11 protein-coding genes and 3 pseudogenes are annotated in these 18635 nt (G+C 57.1%); 9 read left to right on the top strand and 5 right to left on the bottom strand.

The genetic code is table 11. The features are described from left to right. The first annotated feature begins 2209 nt into the window (after positions 1–2209). The 7 genes and pseudogenes from ACSQ36_RS15070 to ACSQ36_RS15040 all read left to right on the top strand — a co-directional run. The gene (locus ACSQ36_RS15070; protein WP_436182482.1) at positions 2210–2422 is read left to right on the top strand and encodes a hypothetical protein; all 213 of its coding nucleotides are present in this window, start codon (positions 2210–2212) and stop codon (positions 2420–2422) included. Further along, positions 2422–2574 carry a hypothetical protein gene (locus ACSQ36_RS15065; protein WP_436182481.1) on the top strand — a complete coding sequence of 51 codons (153 nt, stop codon included), beginning with the start codon at positions 2422–2424 and terminating at the stop codon, positions 2572–2574. The genes ACSQ36_RS15070 and ACSQ36_RS15065 overlap by 1 nt, the downstream gene beginning before the upstream one ends. A 15-nt stretch (positions 2575–2589) precedes the next feature. Beyond that, a pseudogene (locus ACSQ36_RS15060) lies at positions 2590–2787 on the top strand (hypothetical protein); the annotation flags it as partial. A gap of 62 nt (positions 2788–2849) precedes the next feature. After that, positions 2850–3527: a hypothetical protein gene (locus ACSQ36_RS15055; protein WP_436183194.1), complete on the top strand. Its 678-nt coding sequence runs from the start codon at positions 2850–2852 to the stop codon at positions 3525–3527. Beyond that, the gene (locus ACSQ36_RS15050) at positions 3421–4419 is read left to right on the top strand and encodes a hypothetical protein (protein WP_436182480.1); all 999 of its coding nucleotides are present in this window, start codon (positions 3421–3423) and stop codon (positions 4417–4419) included. The genes ACSQ36_RS15055 and ACSQ36_RS15050 overlap by 107 nt, the downstream gene beginning before the upstream one ends. A gap of 61 nt (positions 4420–4480) precedes the next feature. Further along, a pseudogene (locus tag ACSQ36_RS15045) lies at positions 4481–5419 on the top strand (acyltransferase family protein); the annotation flags it as partial. 209 nt (positions 5420–5628) lie between these two features. Continuing rightward, a pseudogene (locus ACSQ36_RS15040) lies at positions 5629–6085 on the top strand (polysaccharide biosynthesis protein); the annotation flags it as partial. A 2581-nt stretch (positions 6086–8666) separates the two neighbouring features. Here the strand turns inward: ACSQ36_RS15040 and ACSQ36_RS15035 are convergent. After that, entirely contained in the window at positions 8667–9488 is an 822-nt protein-coding gene (locus ACSQ36_RS15035; RefSeq protein WP_436182479.1) for a glycosyltransferase family 2 protein, read from the bottom strand. Positions 9489–9491: 3 nt separating this feature from the next. Then, positions 9492–10988 (bottom strand): IS5 family transposase, encoded by a 1497-nt coding sequence (locus ACSQ36_RS15030; RefSeq protein ID WP_436182478.1) that lies wholly within the window; start codon positions 10986–10988, stop codon positions 9492–9494. A 997-nt stretch (positions 10989–11985) separates the two neighbouring features. Here ACSQ36_RS15030 and ACSQ36_RS15025 point away from each other — a divergent pair. Further along, on the top strand, positions 11986–12393 hold the full coding sequence (locus ACSQ36_RS15025; RefSeq protein WP_436182477.1) for a hypothetical protein: 408 nt from the start codon (positions 11986–11988) through the stop codon (positions 12391–12393). 31 nt (positions 12394–12424) lie between these two features. Here the strand turns inward: ACSQ36_RS15025 and ACSQ36_RS15020 are convergent, their stop codons facing one another. From ACSQ36_RS15020 to ACSQ36_RS15010, 3 genes are all read right to left on the bottom strand, one after another. Next, positions 12425–13600, bottom strand: a complete 1176-nt coding sequence (locus tag ACSQ36_RS15020) for an acyltransferase family protein (protein ID WP_436182476.1) — start codon at positions 13598–13600, stop codon at positions 12425–12427. 397 nt (positions 13601–13997) lie between these two features. Continuing rightward, positions 13998–15359 (bottom strand): glycosyltransferase family 87 protein, encoded by a 1362-nt coding sequence (locus ACSQ36_RS15015; RefSeq protein WP_436182475.1) that lies wholly within the window; start codon positions 15357–15359, stop codon positions 13998–14000. A 356-nt stretch (positions 15360–15715) separates the two neighbouring features. Further along, on the bottom strand, positions 15716–16906 hold the full coding sequence (locus ACSQ36_RS15010; protein WP_436182474.1) for a hypothetical protein: 1191 nt from the start codon (positions 16904–16906) through the stop codon (positions 15716–15718). 261 nt (positions 16907–17167) lie between these two features. On the opposite strand from ACSQ36_RS15010, the gene ACSQ36_RS15005 reads away from it, so the two are divergent. After that, on the top strand, positions 17168–18589 hold the full coding sequence (locus ACSQ36_RS15005) for a UbiA family prenyltransferase (RefSeq protein ID WP_436182473.1): 1422 nt from the start codon (positions 17168–17170) through the stop codon (positions 18587–18589). The last annotated feature ends 46 nt before the right edge of the window (positions 18590–18635 follow it).

The raw sequence follows: 18635 nt of genomic DNA, 5'->3' as shown, positions 1-18635 counted from the left end.
TCGCCGTCGAGCGTTGACGCGAGTGCCAAGTAGGCAGATGTTGCGAGGAGTTCGCAAGCGTGCCACAGTTTGTTGATTTCGCCCAACGGCGAAATCCTCACTGACAAGACGACACGTCAGATCCTTGATCAGAACCTCGCCGGCGCGAAAAGTTGTGGATGATAGCCATTTGGCGAATAGTCAATCAAGGCTGAGAATGGCGCAAACGGATAGCCGGGCGGCCTCTTAAGCGGGGCCGACCGCGCGACGCTGCGCGACTTGAGCGAACATTTCGCTGAATTGATCGAGCACGGCGAGCTCACCCCGACCGGCGCGCGTGATGCGATAGAACGAGAACTGGACTGAGGGACGCATCTGATCGACGCGCACTAGATAATGTTGGCAGATGTGTTCGCAGAACGAAGGCATGACAGCGACGCAGAGCCTCGTCTGACCGTGGCGATTGCCGTCTGCATATGAGCGACCACGATGCGCTGCCGGAGGTCACCTCTTCCTTGGCAAGCGCTGCCTCGATCAGTTTTTGCAAAGAGTTGTCCCGTCGGCAGCGTAATCAGCGGCACACCGTCCAGCGCACGCCAGCTAACCTTAGTGGCATGTCCCACCATGGGGTTATCCAGCGCCGAAACGGCCACCAACTGCGGTGAGTTCATGTTGAACGGTTCACGACTCGTGCGGGAACAAAAAGTCGGGCGTTTTGAGATCGCGCTACTGGTGTGGTGCTTTCCTATCGTACTGCCGGACGGATATGATCGGATCGCGATTGCATTTGCTGTGCCTGCCATCGCCCAGGCGTGGCATGTCAAGGCGGAAATGGCGTCGCGCAGGTGTTCGGTGCGGGCCTGTTCGGCGTGCTGATCGGCTCCTTGTTATTGGGATTCGTTGGCGAGTGGTCGGGCCGGAAGCAGGCCATTATCTACGTTTCACAATATTTTGGAATACGAAACATAGAGGGTACATGCACTCAATCGATCGATTAGCTTATCGTATTGCGACTTCTCACCGGCAAGGCTCTCTGGGTAGCGGACGCAGCTATTTTTTTAATGGAAACGAGTCTGCCGAACGAATTCCGCAGGTTGATGATGTTGGCGATGACGGCGCCTTTACGCTCTTGTGACTCGAGTTTTTGCCTCAGCGGTTTTGCGCCGATGCATCGCGTGATGCGCGATATCTACGCTTCAACGCCTGCAGTCCGTAGCCGCATTTTTGTGAGACGCATAAACGCTGCACTTATCTCTGATGTATTGCACCGTCCGCTCATGGAGACCGGTGTTTTTATAACCATGCACAACTGCGTGAGAGGGCGGCTGAATCACGGCATCGATGCCACGCTTGTTCAGCGTTTCTGCGCTCTATGCTGTAGTCGTCAACATCGGCGATAACCCAATCAAACAGGAGCTCTGTCGGCAGGATCCGGTTCATTCCTTCGCTAACGTACTCGTCGGTGGCTTCACGGTTCGACCCAGATTGACCGATGCTCACCAACACCGCGTACGGATATCGATAAGGTTGCCTCGCCACCCGCGCGTCGTTATTGGAGCCACGCTATCAGGCACGACAATGCTAAAAGAACGACGATCACAAGACACACACCGTTGGCGTTATTCATCTTGACTCCTTGGTCGCCGAGTTCCAGTCTGTTGCGCGGCGGAACTGGACGAGATAACTTGCAGTGAAACAACGACTGAAGGGGTGTTTCGACTGCGACAATCAACCTCTCTTAGAGCTTACATTTCATCAATAGTGCTTATGACGTCCTAACCACTGATGCAGACAAGGTCGCATATCGGACACCGGAGATAGCAGCCGCGTACCGATCCCTCTTCGATTCCAGCCATCAGGACCGTGTCGCAGCCGGGGCAGATGTGGGCGGCACCCGAATTGGGATCGCCCCGAATAACCGGACCCCCGTCGGCGGTTTCTAGAATGGTTCTCTGTGTGTCGATGATTCCAACGGATTTGAGTTTGATTCGTTTCATCGGGACTCAGCTTCGTGAAAAGAGTTGACGTCGACGGCTTGGCTAGCGGGCACTTATCCTGACAGATTCGAGTTCCCATCGAAAAACAAAACCTTGCCGAAATCAGACTTTTTCATGACTAGGAGCGTGCGCGAGTCGAGAGTTAATGGCTAATGCCAAGGACGCTAAGGTCTTCCGGAATGTCCGAAACACGATTACATTGGCACGCATCGCAACTGGAGCTGGGATTGACCATGGCTGAACTGAAGAGCACTGACGTCGTCCTCGATGTCACAGAGTACGATCGAGACGACGGCGACGTTATCGTGAAGTGTCCTCACTGCCAACGCATTCTCGGTCTGCAATCGGGACCTTTCAAAGGTGGGCAATTTCAGCACCGAGTTTGCGGTGGCTGGCTCGGCGTCAGCCATGACGCACGTCGCGTGAAGTTTTTCGAGAGCGAGTGATGAAAAAGCCACCTTCGTCGTCTGACGACCGCTGGCCTGGTAGCCGCATTGGCGTCAACATTCAACTCGTCGTTGCGTGCCCGCTAGGGTGGCGTTGCCAGCAGGTCGATGATTTCGAGCGGCGGCATGCCGGCGGTATCGGTGGGCGGTAGTGCCGCTATACAACGCTGACGGCGGGAGGCAGTCAATCGGTTTCCGGCAGCGCCACTGACTCCACCATCAGCGTCGGTACGCAGACCGTGACGTCGGGCGGGCAGGCGCTACGCACTGTGATCAGCGGCGGTGCGCAACAGCTTGCCGGTGGTAATGCCAGCATGACCACGATCGGCATCGGCGGCGTGCAAACCGTGGCATCGGGTGGCAATGCCAGCGACGCTACGATCAACGAAAGCGGTAATCAGACGTTGACTTCCGCGGCACGGCGGACATCGCCAGGGTCAATAGCGGCGGACGGCAGGATGTACTCGCTGGCGGCGTGGCGAACGACGCCACGATCAACGCGGGCGGCATGCAGCATGTCGATGGTGCGCTCGACGGGTACGCGAATCGCTCCGTGGTCAACAGCGGCGGCCTGCTGCAGCAGGTTGGCGCGGGCGGCACGGCCAGCAGCGCGGCGATCAACGGCGGCGGCGCACAGCAGGTGCTGGCAAGCGACACCGCGAACGACACGGTGCTCGACGGCGGCACGCAAACGATCAGCGGCGGCGGCTCGGCCAGCCGCACCTTGGTCAACGCCGGCGGCGTGCAACAATTGTCATTGGGAAGTGTCGTGACCAGCACGACAGTCGCAAGCGGCGGTACGTTGACGGGCGATGGTGACGTCGCCGGCGTGCTGATCACGAGCGGCGGCCTGGTCGTCGATCTGGCGAGCGCGAGCAGCGGGATTAGCGATAACGGAGGCACTGTGCAGGTCGACAGCGCGACCGCGGCGAACGTCGCGATCAACGCTGGGGGCGTGCTGAAGGGTACCGGCGTTCTGACCGGGAACGCCATGATCAATGCTGGCGGCAAACACCGCGGGCCGTGCGCCGCAGGTCACCGGCAATCTCGCTCTGAACGTCGGGGCGACCTATGCGGTGATCGCGAACGCGGATGGCACGAATAGCCTCACCGATGTAATCGGGAACCCGAGCCTGGCGTCGTCGAGTGCGAACGGCGGAGCGACCGTCGTGGTGACAGCGGGAAGCGGGCAAGCGCGGTACAAGCCGCAGACTACGTACAAGATCCTGACCTATACTGGCTTGTTGTCGGGTGCGTTCGCTGGTGTATCGATCGACTTCGTGTACTTGACGCCTTCTCTGAGCTACGCGCCGAACGAGGTCGACCTGACGCTGAACATTACCTCGCTGTTTTATCAGACCGGTCAGTTCGCGGGCTTTGGCCTGGTCGGGGGGAACCGCAATCAGTTTGCAGTGGCGAGGGCGCTGAACGGGATCCTGGCCGCGGGTGGCAATGCGGTGACCGCGCAGTTGCTGACTGATAGCCGATCCGGTGCCCAGTCGGCGTTGAGCCAGATGGCGGGCGACGGTGTTGCGAATCTGTTGAGCGTCGCACGGCAGAACACCGACGCGATGACGCTCAAGCGCTTCCTCGTCGATCGGGCAAGCTGGACGCCGCTTGAACCCGCCGGCTGGCAGCGGAACGGCCCAACGGTCACCGTGCGCTTCCGGGTTCCAGTGCCGCCGTTGAAACGGGACGTGACGCAAGTCGCGGGAAACAGAGACTACTGGTTTTCGCTGCGCACGCCCTCCGGCGAGCGCTTGCCGATCCGCTCCGTATTCGTTCTCGGAGCGGGCAGCGTGCTCATTGTGGCCCAAGACCCGGTACCCGAAGGCACGCGCTTGGAATACACATTCGACGGTACAGGAAAGGCCGGAAGCCGCTATGGTCCGCGTGGCAATCTTCGTGATTCGCAGGGCGACGGGATCAGATTCGATAACGGGCACGAATCGACACGGTTGGACAACTGGTGCGTCATCTTCGAAGTAACGCTCTAGCGATTCCCCGCAATCTTCAGGCATTTCGTCGAACAGAACAGCCGGTGCGGACGTGAAGACCATGAATCGGGTATCTAGGAATATTGCTTTGGGCATTGCGATTGCAGCAGTGGTGTGCGGCCACGTGCTGCGGGAGGTCGTGGATGCCGGTTTCATGCAGGACGACACGATCGGCCATCTGTTGCTGGCGCTCAGGTACGCGTGCTCCACCATCGGGTTTCCGGTCCTGTTCTTCGTGTTCGGCCTGGAGGCGTCCGCGTCCCTGAGGCAATCCCGGCTGGGTTTCCTGCGCATGACGGTGCGCACCATCGTCTATCCCTTCGTGCTCTGGTCGGTGCTCCAGACGCTCGTACAATGGGTCCTGGCAATACTCGCGGACCGCCCGTTTCCGCTTGGTGAGCTCGTCCGGATCGCATGGCGTCCGGCTGGCCAGTTCTGGTTTCTGTATGCGCTGTGCGTCTGCCATCTCCTCGCACTCGTGGCGATTCGCCCAGACAGCGGCGTCGCTGACAATCGGGGGCGGCTCGCCGCTGACGCATTGCCAGGCGCGCTGGCGGTTCCATGCGCGGCGCTCGCGATGATGACTTTGTGGGGAGTCGCCACGATGACCTTCCTGGGTATCGCCTTCTCCATGATGGGCGCCGTCATGGCGCGCGGCGCCGCTCGCGGGATTGGCGCACGTGCGCGCGTGTCGGTGATCTTGGCGCTGGCCGTCGTGTTCCTTGGCGCGATCGGCATCGGCCGGCGCTTTGGCGGCTATCAGAACGTCTATGCGTGGCCCGCGAACGTGGCAGGCGCTGCACTAGTGGCCGCCGCCGCGCAGTGGCTTGGCCCAAAGCATTTCGCACATGGCGTTGCGTGGCTCGGCCGGGGCTGGAAGCCCGTCTTCGTGCTTTACGTGATGGCTGCGAGCCTCGTCTGGACCGCGCCTCTGAGTGCCGGAATTACGCTCGACATCGTGCATGTCATATTCGGCGCGCTCGCTGGGATCGGGTTGCCGCTTCTCCTGTACTTCATTGCACAGCGATTTAGGCTCGCGCGCTTCGCCGGATTCTGTGAGGAACCCGGCCCACGTGAGTCGCGAGGGAGCGCACGGCGGCGCGTGCGTGCTCGGCCTGCATCTGAAATCGCTCTTGCCGGATCTGTCGCTTGGCACGCTCGCGGCGAAGGTCATCGCAGACTACATCGTCGGAGTCGCGCTCGCGTGGTTCGCGCACTTTCCGAACATGTCCGCCGGAAGCCGCACAGCTGGTTTTGCAGGCGCCAAGCATGGGCCGTGGCGGCGAGTTCTTCTCCTGGATCTGGGTGATCTGTGCGGATCGCGGACCTGACACGCGATCTGAGCCGGTTGTACGGATTCACGGACGAGCAGATCCGGATCGCTTTCACGGGCTTGCGTCCGGGCGAAAATCTGTGTGAAGACTTGCTTGCTAACGACGAAACGGCCACACGCACACCGCATCGGAAACCGCGGATGGAGCAGGCGCGCGAGGTGCCGAATCAATTCCTCGATGAGTTGCTGCCGTGGTTGATGCAACATCACGTATTGGCAGATGATGAAATGCGGCGTGATCCGAGCCGCTGGGTGCCGGAACATCAGACGACAATGCCACCGGTGCTGACGAGCGTGCGGAACCCTACGTTGCATTCGGGCGCGGCGCGCTAGACGGCGCGATGGAAACTCTGGCAGTTTGATGGGAGACCCCACGCTCCCTGCGCGGGGCTTACGGCGGGTGCAGGTGAGCTTCCTGATAGATGCGTCTGTCCGGCTACCTTGACGATGACAGACACGCTGCGCCACCGAGTTCCATTGCAGATCAGCAGAAGAGGAACATGGGGAAGCTTCCGGACTGTCTGGTTGCCGTTGCCGGTGTTTGCTTACCATCCGACCATCCGACCATCCGACCATTCGGGCAGAGCGGGTCTACTTCGGCGAAGCGACCATCGCGAAACTGATAAACGTTTTTGTTCTAACTTTCAAAATTCGGTTCGCTCTTTCCTGTGATCGGGCGAAGCGTAGTACGGCTGCGAAGGTGAAGTTTCTCAAGTGCGGTAGAGGAGACACGATCGCTAGCGAGACCTTGGAAAATACCGTTGCTGCAAGCAAGATGTGCACTACTTCATGCATGTCACTGAGCCGCCCGAACTGAAAATGCAGGGGACTGAGCAGCGCGCCTGGTTTGTTCCATCTGCGCGTGACCATATTTTCACCATACCGGTTCGATGGTGACGGTTGCGGAGGGCGTGAGCGACCGGCCCGAGAATGCGCCGAGCGAGTAACATGTCCACCGTCGATCGGCTGTCCTCCTTCAGATACAGAACTGATCGCTTTCCTCGCACAAGTGATTTGTCGGATGCTGGCGTTCGGAACTAGAGCGTGCATTAAGCGATAAACCGACAAGCGTTGGGCCTTGTACCGGAACTTGAAAAACCGAATTGCACACTCTCTGAGGCGGTCACGCTGCAACTGCTGACCCTTTGGACATATCTCGTTGAAGCTTACCTCTTCTCTGTAAAGCGGGTGCGCGGGTAGCGGCGGTTGGATCGGCGTAGCACTTTGTCCTCTCCTCGTTTGCACCCCTCACAACGCCGCATCTCAACCACCTGCAGCCCACGTTGTCGGATGAGACGAAGGTCGCATAAAATCGGTGAAGGTTCGTAGGTACAATTAAACATCTGAAATGAGTATCCGCTTCGAATATTTTTAAAAATTGCAAAGAGAAAACTTCGTGCCGGCTTAATCGACTATGTTCATCCTGATTTAATCAATAGCGTTGACCGAAAAGGCGAGTAGGCGCGACGGATTCGCCTGTCCGATCGCCACACAGAATACGAATTCGTGAAATTCTGAAGTTTTTCTTAAATTCGTGCGCCGCGCGAATGCTGCGCGTTGCGTGGAATTGTCATCTATGGGATAGAAGTAGAATAAGTTCGACTTTTCTTCGTGGGGGCGGGCAGCATGTTTTCCAGCGTCAATAACTATGAGCGATTTTTAAGAAGCTAAGAAAATGCGAATTTCGAAACGGCTTGGGCGATCAAAATTTGTCAATTGCATCTTCGTAGGCGTTTCGCATAATATTACTTATGAAAAATCGCTAGAGCAGTGACCTTCTGTTGGCGTCGTTTCCCGCGGATCATCTCTGATATATTTAACGAGAATCAATCGATTCATATCAAAAATTGAGGATTCTGGATTGCAGTAGCTACGAATTAGCGGTTCGCAGTGAGGCTATATTCATTTAAATTATTTAATCGAATTTCGCGGCGATATGTGAATGCGGTAGCATTTGATCCGACTTGGAGCGCTCGCCGATTAGTGAAAATGCGTAAAGTCTCATCGAGGGTAGAAAAATAGACAAAATCATGGAATTTTAATGGGAAATTTCAAGCAAAGAATGTAAAAAATTCATAATTGAATCCTTAATGTCTATCGACAGTAGTTTGAGTTTGCTAGGGTTGATAACAGCCAAGGCGATAAAAATTCAGTCAATATAAGTAGTACCGAGTTCGATCTAACTGTTCTCATTGTGATGGAGCCTTGGCAAGATCGTGGGAAGAAGCTCGAATGTAGTGTGCGACATCACTCAGTTTACACAACGTTATGACTTGGCCATCATATCGGTTACATGATGAGTCATCTATCGAGAATTCGGTGCTAATCTTGTAATCGCCATCGAAGTTAGACGATTTACATTTTGAATATTATAAATATCATCTGTTATTTTATGGTACGGCTGAATTTTGGAGGAAATTGTGTTATCTTTAAGAATAATTAAAAATCTCATCGGCACTGATATGCTGTAAGTTGTTATCCGGCGCTGGGCCGATTGGTTAGGCGTCGCATCGATTGGAATTTAGTTTATTATTTTTAGGTGCAGATGTCGGTCGGTAAAGATATTGTGTTTTCGTTGGTGTGGGCAAGCGTCAGCCCTTCGTTGCGGTTGATGACGCTGACCGGAGGTAGAGGCGGTTGGTGCGTGCCAAGAAAATCGATCGCGGAGGATTTTCTTGGTAGAAGGGTAAAAATTCCAGTCGCATTTTTTATATTGAGTGCCCGTAAATTTAACTACTTCACTGTATTGAAGAATATCGTTTTTTGTAAATCGAGCTTCGAATTGTTCCTCCTCTAGCGGCCACGGCCAGATCATTCCCTACTTCACGCGGCACGTTGTATAAATGAAGATCGGCATGTAGTCGCGTAGTCGGGCGCCCGAGCGGCTTTCTGAGCCTATTTATTTGCACGGAATTTAGCATGCGGCGAGCATGCTTACGGAAGCACTAACTTTCAAACCGCGCGCTCCCTTATTGCTGGCTTTTGCCATATTGACATGACCTTGCCCTTCGCCGTTAAGATATAACGCAATGAATCGCACACCAGGCACGAACGACGCTGCCAGCAAGGCCGTGCCAAGCGTGCCGAAGAAGCGGCCAGGGCGGTATATAACGAAGATCCGGCAGATTGTCAGCATTGACCTGAATACGTATGACGGGACGCTTTTAACAAGCCGCGACGGCCGCAGATCCGGATTCACACGAATGGGTACGGAGATGACCGCCATGTTCTTCTGGCCAGCCTGGATGATTGTCTCGAGGGTATAGGTATAGTCGCTGAACACGGTGAGGCGCTGCGCGGCTTCTCGACTGAACGCCCGGAATCCGCTGGCCGCGTCTTCCACCGTAGTGCGGCTTGCAGTTCGGACAACCCAGCTACCGAGCTTCTGGAGGAATTTTTTCGCGGCAGAGAAGTGCTCTATCTCAGCAATGGGCCGGGCACCTATTACTATTTCTGCAACGCCCTGACAGATTGGTTCAACCAGCGCGGGAATATCGCGGGCGTCATATTGGTTATCAGCGTCGGTATTGACAACAACGTCGGCGCCTAAGCGCACCGAAGCCTCGATACCCGTCATGAAGGCTCGGGCAAGTCCCTGGTTGGCGGTATGGCGTACGACATGATCTGCACCGTTTCTACGCGCGACGGCAGCGGTGTCGTCGGCACTTCCGTCGTCGATAACCAGCCACTCCACCTTGTCGAAACCCTTGACCTCGCGAGGTAGTCGGCCCTGCAAAATTCAGTTTGCTTGACGCACGACGCCGATCGGGCATTTTGTGGGAGCGGGAAGGTTAGGCCGCCGGAAGCGTTTCCGGTGCGCAAGCAGCGGATGCGACGGGACATTGACGATCCGATGCAGCCAGGCGAGGATAAAAAAGATGGGCCCCAGACCCAGGCGAACAATCGCCCGCAACAGCCAGCGCAGGTTGTAGCCCGTGGCGCACAGCACGGCATGCAGTGCATCGCCGGTTTGCCCTTTGAGACAGCAACGACGCATACCGTGGTCGTGCTTCACATGGCCGATGATCGGTTCGATCGCCTGCCGTCGCCTAAGCCAACGTCGCTGCGTGCTAGTCAGTGTCTTGTGTTTTCCACGATGAATCAGGTGTACTGATGATGCCTCCACGTCCATGCCGCGAAACCCGAGATCGACCAATACGGTCTTCGGCTGCGGTGTACCGGGCAGGTCCTGCAACAGAATGGAGCTCTGTTCGAGTTGCTCGGCCAGCGTATGGCCGTCATAGGGGTTGCCGGGGAACGCCCGGGCACCGACGATCAACCCTTGTTTCTCCGTGATCGCGAGGCTCACCTTGACGCCGAACTCGTAGGGCTGGCGTGCCTTTCCTTTCCCAATGCATTCAACTTCAGGCGCATGCAGTGCGTAGAGCTTGTTCTTGTCCTTTGGACGTTGGCGGCAAATGCGCCAGGCCCGCTCAAGCCAGACGCGCAGTTGTGCCTGCCGTTCGTCCGAAGCTCCGGACAGCTTGCGTTCGATATCGCGCAGCAACCGTCCCAAGACTGTGCGCTGACGCTTGAGTACACGACGCAGGCGCTTGAACTGCTTCGCATGGGCATAGCCGCCCGCGCGGCGACGCAGCCGCTTGCCTTCGCGCTCGTACGTTTGCTTCAGCCCCAACCCTGCGCGTTGCGCCAACTGAACGAGTCTGGCCCGCGCCACTTCCAGCAGACGGCTGTCGGTCGGATACGCAATCGCCTTCTCTTGAACCGTGGTGTCGACAATCACGCGCTCGAATTCGACCGGCGTCACCGCCTTCATCTGCACCGCAGCCGCGATCGTCGCCGCGAGCAGTTCCTCGACACCGGCTTCGCCCAGCGCCTGCCGAAAGCGCACCAGGTTGGTCGGGTCGCACGGCAGACGCGGCTGGAAATACTCCTCGCCACAGAAGAACCGGAAGTACACGTCCTGCGCCCAGCGCTCGCACACGGTTTCGTCACTCTCGTTGTAGGCGTGCTTCAGGTACAGCAGACCTACCATCAGCCGCATAGGCAAGCGCGGACGTCCAGCCGTACTGACGCCACCGGCAAATTCCAGCGAGTTCGAGCCAAACAGGTCAACCCCTTCGCTTACCCGTCCATCGCGTGAGCGTCGCTCGAACAGGGGAGCAAGCGTCGTTTCGATTGAAGCCCACGACATCTTCGTTGCCAACACGGCAAGCGGGTGACGTAGATCAATCATCGCGTCCAGACGGCTACGAAAGAAATCAGGCGTGCTCATTGGCGACCACTCCGAAACTCCCAGAATCTTTATCAGATCGATATTCGTTCTGGGAGTTCTCTTATCCGCCAACTAACTGCAACGCCAAGCCAGGCGGGGCCTCACGAACTTCTGCAAGGCCGACGAGGTAGCGCGGCGAGCGTTATCGCAATGCTTTGTGCTTCATTGAAGCACGGGATTTGGATGATCAACTTCATTGTCAAACCTGCGAAGGACGCGAACCTTTGCGGCAAACGAAACTCTTTGTCGCTACAGCTCATGGAACGGCAGCAACCGCACTGTCTAGTGTCAGGGCGGTAGCGGGCGCTCACACTTAAAAAATAACCGGCGCACTTTAGTGCAAATTGGATCGTATGCCTAGTCGTCTGAGGGTAGAAGTTTGGAATGCTCTGTCGTCATTTGATTCCGACGTCCCACAAATTGAGCATACTTCTGCACTGAAATTGACTCTGTCCATTAATCGGCGCTCGTATCGAAGTACGCGGAAAGGTACATTTTTTACCTCACTGTGCAACGGAGTTGCTATTAATTCCTTAATCAGCAACGTTTCCTGTGCTTGACGGGCGCATGGCTTGTGTCCGTTGGTTGGAGCAGTTTGAATCTCAACACTGCTCGAAATTTTATTTTATTCAATCACTGTAACCAGGGTAGTTGTATCGTAGATTCGTTCGAGCCGCCCACTATCGAAGTATCAATATTAGCCAATTTTGGCGATGCAATGGGTCAAATTTCGTCGCTAATCGGGAGTGGATCGTCGCGTAATAATCGGTAACTAATTTGGAGTGGTAGTGTAGATTAAACAGGCCTCCTTATTGGCGTTTGGTATGGACATCGGCTGCCCCGCGTTCATTTGGCATTTTGATATAATGTTTGCTATATCGTAGAGCGTGAGTTCGCTTCGATAGTTCAGCATGGGGAATCGGTGCCGGTCGGCGCATTCGCGTTCGACACGTGCGCTGTCGGCGGCACATAGCTGCGGCCTACGTGATCCCTTTCAATGACTTGGTTCCAGGCGACTTCCTGCACCGCACTGCGCGCTCGCCGCGCTCATGTAGTGTTGCGCTTCTATGCAGCGATGTTCCGTATCTTTGGGCTGTATGGCGGCACGTGGATATTTGTGAGTCTGCCTGACCCGATGCGGATTTCCAGCGCGCTTGCCAGCGGCGCACGGATCGTGATGACCGGCGCAGCAGTGCTGTCACCTTGGCCTGTCACACCTCGTTTCGGATTGATCGTGTCGCCGTTGCTGCTGTTCCGTGTTTGGCCGTCCTTGCGATGCTGCAACGTCTCCATGCAGACTGAGTTCGGCCTTTCGGTCAGTTGTTGCGGGTCAGCGAATGACGGTCTGCGGGTGCGGACAAGCGGTCCGGCCACGCATGGAAACCTTCTGCTGAGCGATCACTGAGGCTGACGCGCGATCGTCGGGTATTTCAGCATTACTCTGCGTCGAGATCGGAGCGCTCGCTGCGCACGATCGGGACGTTACTTTGCATATTGCGGCGCCATTTGGCGGAAAGTATCCTGCCGGACGTTGTGACGGCGAGCGTGATCCTGCTGATGATCTCGTTTTTCCTGCGCAGAATGGGTTTTTCGATTAAATGCCACGAGAACGCAGCATAGGCTAAACCAAGGCTAAGGCTAAAACCGATAGAGAGCCACCATACACGGTGCTGCGGGAACAGCAGAGCGTAGGTTTGTTGAATCGGGAACGCGAACAAATATAACCCGTACGAGTAATCTCCACGCATGAGGAACGTATATTTGGGTGGGTTGAGCAGGCCGAGATACACGGTGACGTAGGCGGTCGGAATGACCGCGAGGTAAGCGGTGACGGCGTTGCGGGTTAGAAGCAGTTGCAACAGCAATGCGACCGCGAAAAGGGCGCTGCTGTACGGAATTTTGTCGCGGTAAAAATACGCCACCACTCCAGCCAGGAAACTGGCGACCAGCAGCCGGCCAGGCGGTGCCACGAACTGGCCGCTGTCGCCGAGACGAGCAAGCCCGTATGTCTTCAAAACGATGAGGGCAATCAGGCCCATCAGTAATAGCAGCCTTCTCGTCTGCAGGCCGAAAAGGGCGATCAAGGTCAGACAGGCATAGCATTCGAGCTCGAAAGGAATTGTCCACAGCGAAACGTTGGTCACGTCCGGGACCGGATTCCCGCTAAAGAGCCCCGGCAGAGGGTACGTAATGTATCCAATAATATTATGAAAATAGGCCCAGAATGTTCCGCTGGAAAAGTAAGCCGATAGCGGCAACGTTGTCAGCAGCGGCCCCAGAATCAACGCGGACAGGAGCACTTCCACCGCGAGGGCGGGGTACAGGCGGATCGCGCGCAGGGAAAGGAATTTCCCGATGCTGCCGGTTCTGACGAGACTGCCGGACACGAGAAACCCGCTCAATACGAAAAACATCGGCAGCATTCCTCCTACCACCATTCGGTATTTGTCCCAATAAGCCTGTTCGAATTCTGCCCCATAAAGGCTGTAGATCGTGTGCCAACAAAGGATGCTGGCGGCAAGCCCGATCCTCATGTAATCGAATCCGCTCGACGCAGCGCCAACGTCTTCCACGCGTTGTGAGAGAGTGATTTTTGGACGCGGGAGGAGCATGAAGACCTCGACAATCTGTGATGGTCAGTAAGATCTGCTAGTGCCGCTTTCGATGCCGCCTGGACGGCGTGCTCCGGCCACCCGCTCAATCTTGCGCAGACGCTAATATCCCGAGCGAATAAGCCCGCGTATGTTCGATAGCGAACCGTAGGAAGAGGTGGTGGACGAGCTTGAGTGACAGGGGCCACTCCACAATGTCGTCGTCAGTTGAACGCGCCGCTCAGAAACGGACGATCGTACCGGCTGGATCCGACAGGCGTGACCCGACAGGCGTGACCCGCTCGCTATGTCGGGCCGGTATTGGGTGACTTAAATTGGGTGACTTAACTATGCATGCCGCGCAGAGCGTGTTGCAGGCCGGACGGAGGTCCTTCGACAAGGAACACAGCGGCCGGAATCAGTTTGACGTTACCGGGCGAATGGGAAACTCAGACCACGCCACACCGCGCGGAGCCAGATTCACCCAGTAAATGAGGCCGAGCAACGCAAGGGCGCCCCACAGCATCCATGAGCTGCCCATCCAGTGCGCTGTGAGGAGATACGATATCGATAGCATCGTCAGTCCCAGAGCCCTGCCGCGCGACGTATCACGGTTGAGCAGCACGAACATCACCGCGATGTAGATCACCGGCAAGATGCCGTAGTGATGCTCCCAGGCAATAGGCGACGCCATCGTAAACGACAAGGCCGCACCGAGGAAGTCGAGCAACCCGGAGGCTCTCTTGCCGCGCAGCGGAACCAGCAATGCTACGCCGATGAGCACGCCTGAGATGAGGAGGGTGCCGGCGTAGACGATCGGATTGAACGGCGGAAAGTCGTGCGGTTTCCACACGGCCGGATTTTCATCGGTGGCGTACAGCCTGTTCAGCAGACCATTGAACGATTGATTTTTAATGAACGCTTCGCCGGTTCGCGACAGCGTACGCAGCACCGCGAGGTAATCGAGATGGTTCTGCACGCCGAACACCACGAGCGATGCAACAAGGCCGGCCGCCACGACCAGGCCCCAGCCCACCAGGAAACGCCACTCCCGCCTCAGCAAGCCCCACACCATGAACATGACGAACTGCGGCTTCAGCAGGCATATCAAGCCAATTAAAACACCCGCCAACTGCCGGCGTCCCAGGAGCCACGCCAGCGCGGACAGTGCGAACAGGGTGTTGATCCAGACTTGTACCTGGCCCAGATCGAATGCCTTGAGCAACGGATAAAACAGTAGAGCGCCAAATGCACTGACAGTGGCGAATTGCCAGCGCCGCGGCGCATAGCCCGGCGAGCGCCGCGCCAGCGTGAACGCCAGCGCGCCCGCGATCAAGACGTTTGCAAGGACTAACCAGAAGTTGACCCGGTTCAGTGCCGCGTTGGTCGGAACGATCCCCCATAGCGACAGCGCATGCAAAGGCAGCAGGCTGCTCAACGGATATTGGAACTTGATCCGGTCGATGAAGAATATGTGCTCATAGACACGGCTATTGGGGTGCTGCTGAAACCAGTTGAGCGCGGAGCGCATCGGGTTCCAGGAGTCGTCCGCGTCACGTGCGGTCACCAGAGACCGCGCCCAGGTCCATGCGTAACTCAGGTCTGACGGCTGCTTGGTGATGATCCGCAGGTGAGTCAAAAGGCGATTTGCACTATCTTCGAGCGCCGACGCGAGGAACACAATCACGCACAGACCAAAGAGATGCCACCGCGATCGGCTCGTTCCAGAATCGCCCCCGGTTTCAGGGCTGGTTACGTCCAATGCAGCGTTGGAAGACATGGTTTGACCCTCTCGAATGACTCACGATGTTTTCGGAACAAATTGGCGGCAGGTCAAGAACGGCGGAAAACGGGTAAGTATCGAATGGCAGATTTAACCGGAGTGTGTGTTACCTCACCTCTTTATCGTTTTTCTATCAACCTGAAACAGGCAGACGTTATCTCGCGGGGCCTGTCATCTCGTCGCTCGCCCAACGCCCTCGGCCCCTCCGTATGAGCGTTATATCTGCCCTTCCCGCCACACCAGGCCGACAGTTCGGAAACCGATCGATCTGAATTGAGTCGCCACAGCCCGCCGAACGGCAATGCTGCGTGGAATACGGTGTGCAAATAGGGGACGCAAGCAGGTGGCGGGATTCATTCCATGGTCACAGGACCGCCGCGCGGAGAACGCAACGACGGTCCAGCCGTTGCGCTGGGCTGTGCGGCCGGCGTCGGTGCGGTGTCCCGTTGACCGTACCTGGCCGTCGCCTGCGACAGCGCGGCCGAAATGGTCGTGCAGGTCACGAACGCGAGGGTCATCGTCAGGAGGCTCAGATTGCGCAATTCATCTCGGTAGCAGAACGCGATGAATAGCGGCACGTTGATCACCAGTGCGATCCACGCGTGCGTACGCGCGACCGGGGGCAAGCCGCGCCAGCCGGTCCTCACCAGGAGCACGACCAGCAGCAGGTTAACCACGTTGAAACCTTTCGTCGTCAGGATCCCGTAGTTCATCTCCATCCGGACGTAATTGCGCAGATTGGCCAAATACTGCATGTGCGACATCAATTGGTAGTCCATCACGCCGCCGCCGTTTGCGGCATACCGGTGTTTGATCAACAGGTTGACCACTGCGGCGAGTGCAAGGAGCCCTCCGGTCAGCACGACCGTCTGCTTGCGCGAGTGCCGCAGCGCGATGAACGGGACGAGTGTCAGCACGAACAACAGGTACGACTCCTTATTCAGCGTGGCTATCGCGGTAACCAGGGCGAGCGGAATGATCCTGCGCTTTGCCGCGAGCCAGATTCCGAGCGCCATGAACATCAGTTCAGGCATGTCGTAGTAGTAGCCGCCTTCGGTCAGGATCAGCGGAAATACTGCGGCAATCGCGAGCGGCGTGAGTGTTGCGGCGACCCTGTCGCCAGTTACCTCAATGCATGCGGCGCGAATCGCGAACATCGCCGCGAACATTGACAAGAAAGACATTGCATAGACAAGAAAATAGCGGAGCGCGTACTGCGGATTCGCTGCGTCGGCAGCGCCCGGGAAATATCGCTGGATCGGGTTCGAGATCGGCGTCTCCTCGACCAGCTTGTTCAGGAATGCCGCCCTTGCTCTTTGCGGGATCACGCTGTCGAGCGCGTTCGCGGTCATCGGTAGCAATTGCCGATAAACAAACGGCCGTGTAGCGGTGCCGTCCAGCATCCGCGGAAGCGAGTACTGCGTAGTCTCGGAGAAATGCCACTTTATGAAAAAGCCACTGAACGATGCCGCCGCGGCGAGGTAGTAGATGAAGACCAAGAGGATCCACGCGATGGTGCGGGGCAATGCGACTCGGTTCGACATTGGCAGGTCCTGGTCTTATGGCTGGATTTCTCAGACAACTCCGGCGCCCCTCCAGCCATCGTAATGATGAGGCTCTTCGTGTCTGTGCGATAGCGCACTCCAAGGCGATTTGCGACCAGCGAGGAGCGTTGCACCGCCGTGTGCGATGTCGCACAGATGCTTCGACAACCGAGCCTTAGGATCGGCACAGTGCCCTGCGTACGACCGCATGCCGTGCTTCGCTGATCAACCCCTTCGCTCCTCTGTCAACGGATGTCCGCCATGTCGTCTCACGCTATTCCGCTGTGCGTCGATCTCGACGGCACGCTTGCACGGACCGATCTGCTGGCCGAATCGCTCCTGGTGTTACTCAAGAAAAACCCGTTATACATCTTCATGTGTGTACTTTGGCTGCTGCGCGGCAAGGGTTACTTGAAGGACCAGGTCGCGAAGCGCGTGACAATTGATGTCGGGATACTTCCGTACAACGATCGGCTGGTCGCCTACCTCCGGACCGAACAAAAGAGCGGGCGCCAGTTGTATCTGTGCACCGCGTCCAACGAGCAATTCGCGGAGCAGATCGCGGCCCACTTTGGAATTTTCAACGGCGTAATGGCCAGCAATGGCGAGTTAAACTTACGCGGCAGCAACAAGGCCAATGCGCTCGCGAGCCGCTTCGGCGAGCAGGGCTTCGACTATTGCGGCAATGACATGGCTGACGTGCCAGTCTGGAAGCGCGCCCATGCCGCGATCGTGGTCGGCAATCAAAAGATTGCGTCGGCCGCACGCAAGGTCAACCAGCAAATCATCTTGTTCGATGAAGTGAGACCACCGCTACGAATCGTGCTGCAGGCGATGCGCGTGTACCAATGGTGCAAGAACACGCTCGTGTTTCTGCCGCTGCTCGCGGCGCACCAATTCACGGACGCGACCGCGGTCCTCAACGCGACAGTCGCGTTCTTTGCGTTCAGCCTATGCGCGTCGTCGGTGTATCTGGTCAACGACATGCTCGACCTCGATGCCGACCGCCGCCATATCCGCAAGCGCAACCGGCCGTTTGCGTCCGGCAAGCTACCGCTGTCGTTCGGCGTCGCGTTGACCGCCGTGCTGCTTGCGCTCACCGCCATGCTCGCGACGCTTCTGCCTGCGAAGTTTGTGCTGGTGCTGGGCTTGTACTTCGCGCTGACGCTCGCCTATTCGTTCGTGCTGAAGCGGATGATGCTCGTCGATGTGTTCTCGCTCGCGGCGCTCTACACCGCGCGAATCCTTGCGGGCGGCGCGGCAGGACAGATTCCGCTGTCGTACTGGCTGATTTTGTTCTCGGTGTCGATCTTTCTGAGCCTTGCAATGGTCAAGCGCTACGCCGAGCTCAACGTGATCCTTAAGGAGGGCAAGTCTGCCGCGGCCGGACGCGGCTATATCACACAGGATCTGGCGATCCTGCAGTCATTCGGCACCGCGGCTGGCTACACGGCGGCGCTGGTGCTCGCGCTGTACTTGAATTCGCCTGATGTGCGGCTGATGTACCAGCATCAGGCAGGTCTCTGGGCGTTGTTCGGGCTGATGCTGTTCTGGATCAGTCGCGTGTGGATGACGGCGTTCCGCGGACAGATGCATGACGATCCGATCGTGTTCGCGTTAAAGGACAAAGTCAGTCTGTGCGTATTAATGGCGTGTGTTGCGAGTATCGTCCTGGCAGCATAGTGGTTTGAGGCGACTAACTCCTCCAGCGCCTCGATCGATTCCATGC

The sequence above is a fragment of the Caballeronia sp. LjRoot34 genome (genome assembly GCF_964253815.1).
Taxonomy (GTDB): Bacteria; Pseudomonadota; Gammaproteobacteria; order Burkholderiales; family Burkholderiaceae; genus Caballeronia.
The sequence above is the reverse complement of the archived record's forward strand: the minus strand, read 5'-3'. Positions and strand labels throughout refer to the sequence as shown.

Excerpts from the sequence above, each read along its gene's own strand:
- ACSQ36_RS15065 (WP_436182481.1), top strand. The coding sequence starts at position 2,422 with ATGAAAAAGCCACCTTCGTCGTCTGACGACCGCTGGCCTGGTAGCCGC.
- ACSQ36_RS15030 (WP_436182478.1), bottom strand. The coding sequence starts at position 10,988 with ATGAGCACGCCTGATTTCTTTCGTAGCCGTCTGGACGCGATGATTGAT.
- ACSQ36_RS15070 (WP_436182482.1), top strand. The coding sequence starts at position 2,210 with ATGGCTGAACTGAAGAGCACTGACGTCGTCCTCGATGTCACAGAGTAC.
- ACSQ36_RS15015 (WP_436182475.1), bottom strand. The coding sequence starts at position 15,359 with ATGTCTTCCAACGCTGCATTGGACGTAACCAGCCCTGAAACCGGGGGC.
- ACSQ36_RS15010 (WP_436182474.1), bottom strand. The coding sequence starts at position 16,906 with ATGTCGAACCGAGTCGCATTGCCCCGCACCATCGCGTGGATCCTCTTG.
- ACSQ36_RS15025 (WP_436182477.1), top strand. The coding sequence starts at position 11,986 with ATGACTTGGTTCCAGGCGACTTCCTGCACCGCACTGCGCGCTCGCCGC.
- ACSQ36_RS15050 (WP_436182480.1), top strand. The coding sequence starts at position 3,421 with ATGCTGGCGGCAAACACCGCGGGCCGTGCGCCGCAGGTCACCGGCAAT.
- ACSQ36_RS15020 (WP_436182476.1), bottom strand. The coding sequence starts at position 13,600 with ATGCTCCTCCCGCGTCCAAAAATCACTCTCTCACAACGCGTGGAAGAC.
- ACSQ36_RS15005 (WP_436182473.1), top strand. The coding sequence starts at position 17,168 with ATGTCGTCTCACGCTATTCCGCTGTGCGTCGATCTCGACGGCACGCTT.